We start from the raw sequence: 12,270 nt of genomic DNA on the forward strand, positions 1-12,270 counted from the left end.
CGGGGATCGGTTGACAGCGATGGGCCGGAGCGCCTGGACCGTGGCGGCGCTTGAGCCAGAGCACTTCCTGGGGCTGCAGGCATCATTCGACCTGTCCGGCCGCCCGTTCGATCCGACGGGACCACGGCCGCGATTCTACACCGACTCACTCTGGGGTTTTCTGCTCGAAGAACTTCCGGGCTACCGCACCCGGCTCGTGGTGAGCGGTTACTGGGCCCTACGGCCGCGCTGGCTTCAGCCCGTTGCGACCTTCTTTCTGTTGGAGCCTACACACTGGATCATGCAAACGCGCCAATTCGCGAATCTGAAGCGGTACGCGGAGCGTGATTGGATCCGCGCGGTGTGAGCAGGTTAAACCGAACCAAGCGCGCCAACGCAAAAACCGCCCGTTCGGCAGGAAGCGTCTAATGCGAACGACAGGAGACGCAAATTGCTCGCGCCAGTATCACGAGAAGTCTCGGACTCATGCCCCTGCCTCCGATGATGACCGAGGCAATCCTGGCGGATGATCAACCCCCTTTCCGGTCACGGCGTTCCACACTGATGAGGTCCAGGGCGAAGCGCGCAAGAAATTCCGCCACGTGGCCCCCCAACCAGAAGCGCGGGCTTGCGGGCGCCACCGCGGTTCGCGGACGGGACGGAATGGGCAGCCGAACAGTGCCGCCGGTCACTTGGGCGCCCGGCTGGATCTCGATCGACCGCTTGGCGGCGGATACGTCGCCCTCAACCGGCGCCATCACCGTAACCGTGCGCCCCGCCGCATAGAGGTCATCGCGGATCGGCGCTGAGACCAAGACAGCGTTGCCGGACTGAGCGACAAACGCGGTTGCCGGGAGCGGCGCGGCGAGCGTAAGCATCACAATCGCGAGCCAGAACAAGGGCCACAACTTCACAAGAGCGCGGATTCCGGGGCGGCGCCGAAGGGGAGCATTCCACTGCCAACACACCCGCGACCGTCAGACCAAGATCCTCCCACACGCCGAAGTAAACCGCCGCCTGCTCGCCAAGAGCCGCCCAGGCGCCTGAGCCGGCGCAGGACATGGTTGCCGAATCCAGATCGCTGCGAGGCTCCAACCGCTGCTGGAAAGCCACGGTGGACCTGGGCGCTGGCCGTCGCGCCATCGAGCTCCGTGGGCGATGTCAGTCGGATGAAACGTGGCAGAAGCTGATGTCGGCGATCAACATCGAGCGGCACATCGTCTACTGACCGCGCCGATACGCCGGCCGATGCATCGCTCCGGCATCATAGTCCTCCCAACATTGTCCGGTGGGCAGGGCCGGTCGCGCGGCGGCGTGACGCGGAACTGGCGCGACCGCCTGTCTTGTAAGGTCTCCGCCGAGCGCCTCTTGAAGGTTTCCTCGCTACTCCGACGGGCCTCAATCGTCCGAGTCACGATGCATGAGAGGGAGGCGACCAATGCCGCAGACGCCCCACGTCGAACGTCACTTCACCGGCGGCGAGATGGTTCGGGACATTGTGATCGGGATGTCAGATGGGCTGACGGTCCCGTTTGCCCTCGCGGCGGGCCTCTCCGGCGTCGTCACCTCGACAAGGATCGTCGTGACTGCCGGCCTCGCTGAAATCGCGGCGGGCTCAATCGCGATGGGGCTGGGAGGTTATCTGGCTGCCAGAAGCGATGCCGAACACTATGCGAGCGAACAAGCGCGTGAGACCGACGAGGTCCGGACGGTCCCCGACGTCGAGGCCGACGAGGTCCGCCAGGTGTTTGCCGGATACGGCCTCGCGCCGCAAGAAAGCACGCCAGTGATCGAGGCGCTCCGCCGTCGCCCTCAGGCGTGGATCGACTTCATGATGCGGTTCGAGTTAGGACTGGAGAAACCTGTCCCGGCGCGTGCGTTCACCAGCGCACTCACGATCGCCGGCGCCTACGTCGGCGGCGGGTTCATCCCGCTCGCACCGTACTTGTTTACGTCACACGTGGGAACTGCATTGCCGTCCTCGATCGCCGTCACACTCGCGGCCCTGATGGTCTTCGGGTATATCAAGGGTCGATTCACCGGCGCTCGGCCCGGCCGCAGCGCAGCCCAGACCGTGCTCGTCGGGGGACTCGCTGCAGCGGCGGCATTTGCGCTGGCCCGGCTCATTTCGTAGCATCGTGGTGGCGTGCGCAGCGACAACGCGTGTCATACCGGACGCAACGTGACATCGCAGCCAAAGGGCGAACCGAGCGGCGGACTGACCACCGACCGCGCCCATGCCCTCCTCGCCGTCTACGGGCCCAACCGCCTGGTCCCCGAGCGCCGTCGTGTGGGCGTTCTCGGCTGGCTGCTACGGGCCCTCGCGGACCCCATGGCCGCCCTCCTGCTCGTCGCCGGCAGTACCTACCTCGTGCTGCGGGACTACGTCGATGCGGCGGTGACCTTCGGGGCCCTCGTGCCGATCTCCGCGGTGACTCTCGTCCTCGAACGGCGTGCCGAACAGGCGCTGGCGCAACTCAAGCGGCTCACCGCGCCCGCGGCCATCGTCTGGCGCGACGGGCAGCGTCAGACCGTCACGGCCGAGACCTTGGTTCCCGACGACATCATCGTCCTTCACGAAGGCGACATCATTCCGGCGGATGCGACCCTCCTCGAGGGCACGGCGCTCGTCGTAGACGAGTCCGCCCTGACCGGAGAGGCGCACCCTGTCATCAAAGACGCGGCGACCGAGGGCGGAGATCGGCTGCTGTTTGCCGGCACGACGCTGCGCGCAGGCCGGGGCACCGCGCGGATCGCCGTCACCGGCGCGGCCACGCGGTATGGCCGGATCGGAAGCCTTATGGCCCGGATCACCCCGCCGCCGACGCCGCTCCAGCGCCTCATCCGCCGGCTCATCCGGCAACTGGCCCGCGGCGCGGCGATCCTCTGCGCTGGGGTCTTCGCCATCGAGGTGATCCAGGGGCGCGGCTGGGCGGCGGGGATCATAGCGGGCGTCAGCCTGGGGATCGCAGCCGTCCCTGAAGAGTTCCCCATCGTCTACACGCTCTATCTGGCACTCGGTGCCTGGAGGCTGGCCAGGGCGCGGGCGTTGATCCGGCGCCTGACCGGGGTCGAGGCCCTGGGGGCCACCACCGTGATCTGCGCGGACAAGACCGGCACGCTCACGCTCGGACGCATGGACGTAGCTGCCCTATCTTCGCCGCCCGAGATCGTCCGAGCGGGTGACCCCTTGTCTTCGGAAGCCGAGGCCCTGCTGCACGAGGCCGTGCGGGCTTCAGAGCCTCGCCCGTACGATCCGATGGACCAAGCGATTCTCCGGTTCGCCGTGGCCCATGGAGTCAATGTGGACGCGCTGCACGCAAGGACCCTCGCCCACGACTACCCGTTCGATCCGACCGGCAAGTACAACTCGCACGTTTGGGACCATAACGGCAACGCGTGGATCTCGGCAAAGGGTGCGGCAGAGGGCATCCTCGAACGAAGCCAGGCTGATGCGGAGCGCCGAAGGCAGGCCCTCGAGGCGAACCGCGTCCTGGCCGCCGAGGGCTTCCGCGTGATCGCCGTCGCCGGCGGTCCGCTCCCGCGCACCACGGGCGACCGGGCTGCCGACGAAGGCTACCTTCGTTTTACGGGGCTCATCGCGTTCTCAGATCCACTTCGACCGGGCGTAGCGGAGGCACTACTCGAGTGCGCCCAAGCGGGAATCCGTGTTGCGATGATCACGGGTGATCACCCGGTGACCGCGCACGCGGTGGCCGAGGGCCTCGGCCTGCCGCACAGCCATGAACTACCCATCGTTACAGGAGAGGACCTGGACCGGGCCGACGAGCCGACCTTGCGGCAGTTGGTGAGCCGCATCAACATCTTCGCGCGCGTTCGCCCGGAGCAGAAGTACCGCCTGGTCCAGGCACTGCGAAGTCAGGGCGAGGTCGTCGCGATGACGGGAGACGGCGTCAACGATGCGCCGGCCCTCCGCGAGGCGGACGTCGGGGTCGCGATGGGCGAGCGCGGCACCGAGGTCGCCCGCGAGGCCGCGACGATCGTGTTGCTGGACGATAACTTCGCCACGCTCATCATGGCGATCCGGGAAGGGCGTCGTATCTTCGATGATCTCCGGCGGGCATTCACGTATCTGATTGCCTTTCACACGCCGATCCTGCTGGCCGCGCTGACGGTCCCGCTCCTCGGTGCGCCTCTCCTCCTCCTGCCGCTTCATCTCGTGTGGCTGGAGTTGATCGTCCACCCCACAGCATCGCTCGTATTCGAGTACGATCCACCCGCGCCTGACCTCATGCGCCGTCCTCCCAGGCATCCCGAGGCCGGACTCGTCGATTCGGCAGATTTCTTGTGGGCGTCGGCGACGGGAGTCACCCTCTGTGGCGGCGTGTTGTGGCTCTACCTGTGGGGCCTCGGGCACGTTGGCGGCGAGGCGCACGCCCGCGGGATCGCGTTGGCCGCCCTGCTGCTGGGACAGATCATCCTGGTGTTGTCGGCACGGTCACCAACAACAGCCTTCTGGCGGGCGCCGCTGTCGGGGAACCGCGTGCTCCCTCCCGTCCTGGGCGTCACGGTCGCGAGTCTGGCCGTGGTCCTGTACGTCCCACCGCTCGCGTCAATTCTCCACGTCGCCCCGCCTTCGGCTGCCGGGTGGGTGCTCGCCGCCGGCGTGGCGGGAGCGACGACGTTCTGGCACGAGATGTTCAAGACTGCCAAGGCTCGTCGCGGGACGCCGCCCTGAAAGCACCGCGTGCCCATCCTCCACCCCCTGCACCGGCTTTGACTTCGGGTTCTCAGTACCTCACGGGGGGGCACGACGACCTGAGCCCTAATCGCTTTTGCTAGCTACTTCGCCGGCCCACCTGCGGAAGTCGTCGCGCCGCGGGCGATAGCGGGGTTCTCGTGCGAAGGCGACGACTCCCGCGGCTTTGTCCCTCGCTTCGCTGTCGACGATCCTGGTACCGAGCGAGTGCTCGATCGGGCCTCGTCCTCCCCACGCCCGAGAGGGAATCAAGCCGGGATCTGATAGGCCGCTTCGAAGGCGGAGGGTACGGTGTTCATAGGTGTGATCCATCTTCTCGAGAGGCATCGCTGCATGGTGAGATCCGCGCGTGGGCGGCGGTGGTTGTTCATCGGCGGTGCGATCCTGGTGCTCGTGGTGGCGGCCGCGGCGGCCACGCCGTTCCTGATCCCCGTTGACCGTTACCGGCCGTTGCTTGAGCAGTACATCCGGGCCGGTACCGGACGCGACGTCCGGATCGCGGCGTTGCGGCTGGTCCTGTGGCCGCGGGTCCACGTCCACGCGGTGGATGTCCGCCTCCGGAACCCGGCAGGATTTCCCACGGGGGACGCGATCCTGGTGAAATCGGTCGATCTCGGCGTCGAGCCGCGCGCGCTTCTCACGCGGCGACTCGCGATCACATACGTCGCCCTCAGCGGCGTCCGTGTGAACGTGCTGAGCGACGCCGCCGGCCGCACAAACTACGATCTCCCGGCGCCGCCACGGGCCGCCCCGCCGCTGTCGGCCGGCGGGCAATCGCTCCTGGCCCTCACCCCCTTCGGCGCGGTGACGGTGAAGAACGTCGAGATCGCGATCGGCAGGCTCGACCCGACCCGTGAGCAGACGACGCCGGTTGTGACGCTGGTCGGGCTAAACGCCCGGGTGTCGTCGATCGACCCGAGCGCCTCGAACTGGACGAAGCGGCTCGAGATCACCGCCGATTTGCGGAATGCGCGGCTCGTGACGCCGCTGCTGGCCGCGCCAACGCGGTTCCAGTCCGGCGAGTTCCACCTAAGCGGCGGCAAAGGGCTAGGGACCTTTGCCGCCAACCTGGATACCATGCGCGTCACGGGGACGGTTGCGATCGCCGACGTGGCATCTCCGGCGGTGACGTTCACGCTCGTGATCCCCAGGCTCGATGCGAATCTCCTGCAGCGTCTCGTGCGCGCGCGCGGCGGCCCCGCCGTGACGGGCCCGGCCGGACCGCGGCGATTGGTCGCGCGCGGCGAGGTCGGGATCGACAAATTCGTGTTCTCTCCCATCGAGGCGGAGCGGATCCGGTGCCGGCTCAGCATCTACATGGACGCCGTTCGGGCCGACTCGTACACGTTGGCCGCCTACGGCGGCACCGTGCAGGGAGTTGCCGCCCTCAACTACGCGTCGACGGGCCTCCCCGCGTCGGGCACCGCGCGCGTGCGCCGCCTCGACCTGGGACAGGTGGTGCGCCTCGCCGATCCCCGGGCGCCAAAGATCGCCGGCGCGGGGGACGCCGACCTCCGGTTCTCGACTGCGCTGGGACGAGATCCCCTGGCGGCGCTCGTGGCTGCCGGAACGTTCGCCGTGCACCAGCTCGCGGCGCCGCCGGTTGCGGCGAGCCAGGCGAGCGGCCGGCTGAGCGTGCGCGGGGGCAGGCTCGAGTTGCCGGCGTATACGCTCTCCGCCTACGGCGGCACCGTCCAGGGCGCGGCCGCGCTCGATTACGCCGCCGCCGCCCTTCCCGTGGCCGGGACGGTACGCGCGCGCGCCATCAACGTGGCGCAGTTCGGGGGCATCCTCAATCCCGGGCCGCCCAGGATCACGGGCACGCTCGACACGGATCTCCGACTTTCGACCGCGCTGGGACGCGATCCCCGAGCCGCACTGACTGGTGCCGGCAGCTTCGCCGTGCGCAACGGCACGCTTCCCGGACTGAACCTCAGGGACTTCATGGTGACGGCGGCCAGGGCGCTCCAGCTCAGTCTGCCCCAAGGGCCGACCCGGTTTCGCTACTTCGGCGGGGACGTGAGCATCGCGCAGCAGCGCGTTTCCAGTCAAGCCCTTCGCCTGGACGGAGACGACGTCGAGGGGACGGGCCGGGGGAGCTTCGGCTTCGACAAGACGCTTGATTACACGGGAACGGGCGTGCTGAAATCCCTGACGTCGCCAGGGACCTCGTCGATGGCGGGGGGCGTCCCGTCGGCGGGGGAGATCTTCGGCAGGTTCGTTCCCGGCGCCTCGGGCGCGACCGGGGTCCGAATCCCGTTCTCCATCCACGGCACCTTCGATGTCCCGAAGTTCGCTCTCGCCGGCAGACCGGAGTTCGTCAGGGGGACAGGGTCCCAGCCACAGCAGAAGCCGCCGCAACCGCAGCTTCCCCGGCTGCCCCAACTGCCGCCCGCCCTGCAGGACCTGCTGAAGCCGCCCCCCTGAGCGAAGCGGCGGCCAGCGCCCCGGCGCGGCAACCTGATATGGCCCCGCTGGGTGCTCGCAGCCGGGCTGGTCGGAATCGAGTGGGCGACGCCACTTGTTGAGGAACTGATCTTTTTGAGGGAGGCATCCCGCATGAATGAAGTTGCCAAGGCGCGACACGCCGTGCGCACTACACGCGTGTAACCAGAATGATGCCTGATTTTGCACTCACCGCACGGTGACCGGCCCGCAGCGATTCCGCCATCGCCGCATTGAACTTGGCCGGTTCATCGACGAACGGCTCGTGTCCGGATTCCTCGAATCAGACACACGCCCTCTGCCTTGCTGAAGAATCGTCGGATCGTGACTGGGTTCACCTTACCTTTTTTCACCGGTCCGGAGACCATCCGAGAGCCACGAGTACGCCGTACGCCCCCACGGCCGGCAAAGCTTGAGGACAGTCCCGGACCGTGGTCACGGTGCCGGAGAGAACCGGCTGGTTCAGATCACGAGGCTCCGCATCAGTCGGTGTTTCGCTGCCTCCACGAGCAGCAGGTACGTGGTGGTGGCGATCGCGACGAACGCTAGAAACGCCCCGGTGACCGGCACAAACCCGAGCGGCTTGGCTAAGGCTGTAAACGGGAGGACGATCCCAATTAGCACAACCAAGACCGTCGTCGTTGCGAGCGGCCCACTCGGCCGGCTGCGCAGCGGGTTGCCGGCCGTCCGGATCACAAACAGCACGAGCGTCTGTGTCGCCAACGATTCGACGAACCACCCCGTATGGAACAGCGCCTGAGACGCGTGGAAGATGCGCAGCAGCACGTAGAATGTCAGAAAATCATAGATCGAGCTGATCGGGCCGATATAGAGCATGAAGTCCCGAATCATCGCAATGTTCCACGTCCGCGGCTTCTGCGTGAGGGTCTCGTCGACATTGTCGGTCGGAATCGTCACCTGGGCGAAGTCATACAGGAAATTGTTCAGCAGGATCTGTGTGGGCAGCATCGGGAGAAATGGCAGGAACAGCGACGCGCCGGCCATGCTGAACATGTTCCCGAAGTTCGAGCTGGTGCCCATGAGCAAGTACTTCATCACGTTCCCGAACGCTTTGCGGCCCTCGAGGATGCCCTGATGCAGAACTCGCAGGCTGCGCTCGAGCAAGATGATGTCGGCGGCGTCCTTCGCCACGTCTGCCCCGGTCGCCACCGAGATGCCAACATCGGCGGCGTGCAGCGACGGCGCGTCGTTGATGCCGTCACCGAGGAAGCCCACGACGTGGCCGCGGCGCTTCAGGGCCAGCAGGATACGATTCTTCTGCGCTGGGGACACGCGCGCGAAGACGGTTGTGCGTTCGGCCACAGCGGCCAGCGCGCTGTCGTTCATTGTCGCCAGTTCGTCCCCCACGACACACCGGCCCGGATCCAGCCCGACCTGCGTGCAGACGTGCCGGGCCACAGGTTCGCTGTCTCCTGTGAGGATCTTGACCGTCACGCCGTCCCGGCGCAGCGCCCCCAAGACCTCGTCGGCGTCCTCCAGGGGAGGATCGACGAACGCAAGGAACCCGGCCAGCACGAGGTCGCGCTCGTCGGCGGCGTGGTACGCGTCCTGCTGCGGCACGGCGCGGTAGGCGACGGCCAGCACCCGGAAGCCATCGTTGCTGAGCCGCTGGCAGACCGCCTCGCTCTCCCTCCGGGCCTCGGCGTCGAACGGCCTCGCCGCGCCATCCACCTCGAGGGCTTTGGACAGCGCGAGCACGCCCTCGGGGGCTCCTTTCGTAATCAGCAGACGCCGACCGTCCTTCTCCACTACGACCGACAACCGCCGCCGCTCGAAGTCAAACGGCATTTCGTCCACTTTCTGATACACTTGCACGTCCGCCTGGTCACCGCGCGGAACGGCCGTATCCGACGGGGTACGGCTACCGTTGCTCAAGATTGCCGCGTCCAGGGGGCTCTTGATCCCGGTCTGAAACGAGCTGTTGAGCCAGGCCAGCACGAAAGGGCGTTCAGACGGATTCCCCCGTGGATCCAGGCGCTGGTCGAGCACCATCTCCCCACTCGTCAGGGTACCGGTCTTGTCGCTGCACAGAATATCGATGCTGCCGAAGTTCTGAATGGCCGAGAGGTGTTTGACGACGACCTTCAGCCGGGCCATCCGCACCGCGCCCTGTCCCAGTGTCACCGCCGTGATCATCGGTAGGTTCTCGGGCGTGAGCCCGACGGCGAGTGCGACGGCAAACAAGAAAGATTCCAGGGGGTTGTGCCGGAGTGCCGCGCCGGTGAGGAATACGAACAGCACCAGAAAAAACACGGTCCGCATGATGAAGAACCCGAACTGCCGGCTGCCCCGATCGAATTCCGTCTCGGGCGCACGAGCCGCAAGCCTGACCGCGATATCTCCAAAGGCAGTGGCCCGGCCCGTGGCGGTCACCACCGCCCGCGCCGTCCCGCTGACTACCGAGGTGCCCAGGAACACGGCGTTCACAGCAGAAGGCTCTGCCTCGGCCATCTTTTCTGCGGGCATCGACTCGCCGGTTAGTGCCGACTCCTGCACGTGCAGGTCTCGCGCTTCGATGAGCCGGGCATCCGCGGGCACCAGATCTCCAGCCACTAGGCGGATGATATCTCCGGGAACCACGTCCCGACGGGGTATCTCCTGCCAGCCCCCGTCGCGGAGCACCGTTGCCGTCGGGGCCACCCGCGCCCGCAGGTCTTCAGCGGCACGGCGTGCGCGATAGGTCTGCACGAAGTTTAATCCCGCGCTGAGGAGGACGATGATCACGATGATGGACGCACTGACGATTTCGCCCAATACGCCCGAAACGGCGCTGGCGATCAGCAAGATGAGCACCAGGGGGTTGGCGAAGAGGGCAGCAAGCTCCAGGAGCGCACTCTTGTGCCGAGCCGGGGTCGGATCGTTCGGGCCGACCTCGTCCAGGCGATGCCGCGCTTCCTCACTGGTTAGTCCGCGGTCAGACGTGCGAACCCGGTCAAAGAGACTCGCGAGCGGAACGGGATGCATGTCCTCCCCCGGAGCTCCACTCAACGGCTCTTGGAGCGGATGCGGACGCGGCATCGCCTCCCGCCCATCGCTCATGCTCTCGCGTCTCCGCGGGGCTAACATTGGCACCGACCGCAGCAACGCGGGCGCCGCCGTTTTCCCGCCCTTCTCTACCCCGGCCTCACCGCCATGCCCTTCGAGACCATGTCTCTCCGCGAACCGACCCAGAGAGTGCCTCGCGGTCTCGTGCGGCGCTCCTGCATCGCACTCACGCCCAGATTGTATTTTCGTCCGGCGTCTATCTGGTCGGGTAACGCTCCTCGTCCGCGCGCCAACTTCTCGGCCTCCTTCAGCAGAAACCCTTCGGGCTGAAGATCCTTCGGGTCTTTAGGGCCTCTCGACCCCTGCGCGCCGTAAAATAGCGCCCGCCGCCGCCGCAATCGCCCGAGAACCTTTCCCTTTGTGACCTTCCGCGCCGTCACCGACGCGCGTTTCATCCGTTTCCCCTCCGTCTCCTACCGGACGATCAACACGGGGATGTGCGCCCCATGCAACACACGTTCGCTCACGCTGCCCCAAGATCAGTCCGCCGATCTGCCCGAGCCCGTGGCTTCCCATGACGATGAGGTCCGCCTTCATTTCCGTCGCGGCCGCGAGGATCTCGTGTGACGGCTCGCCCCGGCGGTACTGCTTCTTGACGGGCACGTCGATGCCGTGAAACTCCTCCTCGGTCTGTCCGAGGATCGTCTGGCCAGCTTTTTCGAACCCTGCCACCAAAATGCCGTAGTCCCCCACGTAGTCCACGCCAGGACCGCCGATCGCAGTCGCCGGGATGTGCCCAACGTTGACGAGTACCACTTCCGCCTCCCGCAATGCGCCCGCAAGGCGTGCCGCGAGTTTGGCCGCGCTCTTCGCGTGCGGCGAGCCGTCCGTCGCTACGATCATCCGCATCATCAGACGTCCCTCCCCACCGGATCGTCTCGGTTCTCCGCCGAGCGACCACGTCCCGCCACCCCTCACTCGTCTCCGGTCGTGTACCGGCCGAGCGAGGGCCGCTCAAGCCGCCGGCCGCGCCGCCTCGGACTCCGACCACGCCTCCAGCACGCGCCGCCTCGATGCGGCGGCAAGCGCGACAACATCCGCCAGGTCCTCGGCGACCTCCGCGACTTCGGCGCGAATCGAGCTCGGGTCGGCCAGCAGGTGCTCGGCCTCGCGCACCATACTCAACGCGTTTCGCAACTGCCGCTCCACCTCGATCAGAGCCCAGTAGCTGTCACCGTCGTGCCGCATCGGAGACGCCTCCGCGCATAGCCCTCGACTGCACTTCTATCATCGCCTACCGCGTCCCGCGGCGGGATCGGATCAGAGTCTGATTCGGGGTCCGGCACGCCACGCGCGTGGACGGTCGGAGCGCCGGGTTGGAACATGGCTCGCCCCCGCAGGCCCGCGATGAGCCCGGCCATCGTCATCCGACCTGCGAGATCGCGGGGAGCATAGTTCCCGGCCGGCTCACACCCTGGATCTGATGCTCCAGTGCTCCAGGAGGCAGAGTCCGCTTCATCTAGCGCAGTGGCCGGTCTATCGGGAAGCGTGTCATATCCACGCCCAACGCTGCCAGCGCGACTTCCGCGGTGGGGCCGCGAAGACCGAAGGCGGTGGCCGACTACCTGAAGCGCCTGGAAACCGGCGAGGGCCGCGAGACCTACGACGGGCTCACGGAACGCGAGCGCGAGATCCTCACCCTCGTCGCCGAGGGCGCCACCAACCATGACATCTCACAGAAACTCTACATCAGCGTCAAGACCGTCCAAACGCACCGGACGCACATCATGGAGAAACTGAACCTGCACGACCGCACGATGCTCGTCCGGTACGCGATACGAAAGGGCCTGATCGAGCCCTAAGCGTCGCCGTCGGTTCCCCGCCCCACCTCGGTTTCCTGCGCCGGCCCGACGCTCGTGGTCAAGTGGATCCGGTCGGTTGACGGCGTCGTGGCCGTGTGCGCGGACGATCTGACCTACCGCATCGACGACGTCGCCCTCGGCAGAATCGCCTTCTAGGGCCGGCGCCCGGTCCGTCCGATGGCTGCGGCCGTCCCCTACCCGGTCTCCCGAGAAACCGACGTGGTTTTGAAAGACGGTTCGACGCTGCACGTGCGTCCG

The 12,270-nt window shown here is 66.9% G+C and carries 9 protein-coding genes; 5 read left to right on the top strand and 4 right to left on the bottom strand.

The window, feature by feature from the left end; all coding sequences use genetic code 11:
• A partial coding sequence (locus VGZ23_20360; protein ID HEV2359951.1) for a hypothetical protein occupies positions 1 to 346 on the top strand: 346 nt, incomplete at its 5' end.
• Positions 347 to 509: 163 nt separating this feature from the next.
• Here the strand turns inward: VGZ23_20360 and VGZ23_20365 are convergent.
• The gene (locus VGZ23_20365; protein HEV2359952.1) at positions 510 to 878 is read right to left on the bottom strand and encodes a hypothetical protein; all 369 of its coding nucleotides are present in this window, start codon (positions 876 to 878) and stop codon (positions 510 to 512) included.
• A 539-nt stretch (positions 879 to 1,417) separates the two neighbouring features.
• Between VGZ23_20365 and VGZ23_20370 the strand changes: the two genes are divergently transcribed.
• The 3 genes from VGZ23_20370 (at position 1,418) to VGZ23_20380 (ending at position 7,126) form a co-directional block, all read left to right on the top strand.
• A complete protein-coding gene (locus VGZ23_20370; GenBank protein HEV2359953.1) occupies positions 1,418 to 2,113 on the top strand; it encodes a VIT1/CCC1 transporter family protein in 696 nt (231 codons plus the stop codon).
• Between the two features lie 48 nt (positions 2,114 to 2,161).
• The gene (locus tag VGZ23_20375) at positions 2,162 to 4,678 is read left to right on the top strand and encodes a cation-transporting P-type ATPase (protein ID HEV2359954.1); all 2,517 of its coding nucleotides are present in this window, start codon (positions 2,162 to 2,164) and stop codon (positions 4,676 to 4,678) included.
• A 354-nt stretch (positions 4,679 to 5,032) separates the two neighbouring features.
• On the top strand, positions 5,033 to 7,126 hold the full coding sequence (locus tag VGZ23_20380) for an AsmA family protein (GenBank protein HEV2359955.1): 2,094 nt from the start codon (positions 5,033 to 5,035) through the stop codon (positions 7,124 to 7,126).
• Positions 7,127 to 7,606: 480 nt separating this feature from the next.
• On the opposite strand, the gene mgtA is transcribed toward VGZ23_20380, so the two are convergent.
• The 3 genes from mgtA to VGZ23_20395 form a co-directional block, all read right to left on the bottom strand.
• Positions 7,607 to 10,204 carry a magnesium-translocating P-type ATPase gene (gene mgtA / locus VGZ23_20385; GenBank protein HEV2359956.1) on the bottom strand — a complete coding sequence of 866 codons (2,598 nt, stop codon included), beginning with the start codon at positions 10,202 to 10,204 and terminating at the stop codon, positions 7,607 to 7,609.
• A gap of 291 nt (positions 10,205 to 10,495) precedes the next feature.
• Positions 10,496 to 11,062, bottom strand: a complete 567-nt coding sequence (locus VGZ23_20390; protein ID HEV2359957.1) for a universal stress protein — start codon at positions 11,060 to 11,062, stop codon at positions 10,496 to 10,498.
• A gap of 102 nt (positions 11,063 to 11,164) precedes the next feature.
• The gene (locus VGZ23_20395) at positions 11,165 to 11,398 is read right to left on the bottom strand and encodes a hypothetical protein (protein ID HEV2359958.1); all 234 of its coding nucleotides are present in this window, start codon (positions 11,396 to 11,398) and stop codon (positions 11,165 to 11,167) included.
• A 365-nt stretch (positions 11,399 to 11,763) separates the two neighbouring features.
• On the opposite strand from VGZ23_20395, the gene VGZ23_20400 reads away from it, so the two are divergent.
• Positions 11,764 to 12,012, top strand: coding sequence for a response regulator transcription factor (locus VGZ23_20400; protein HEV2359959.1), 249 nt, complete (start codon positions 11,764 to 11,766; stop codon positions 12,010 to 12,012).
• Positions 12,013 to 12,270: the final 258 nt, after the last annotated feature.

The sequence above is a fragment of the bacterium genome (genome assembly GCA_035945995.1).
Lineage (GTDB): Bacteria > Sysuimicrobiota > Sysuimicrobiia > Sysuimicrobiales > Segetimicrobiaceae > DASSJF01.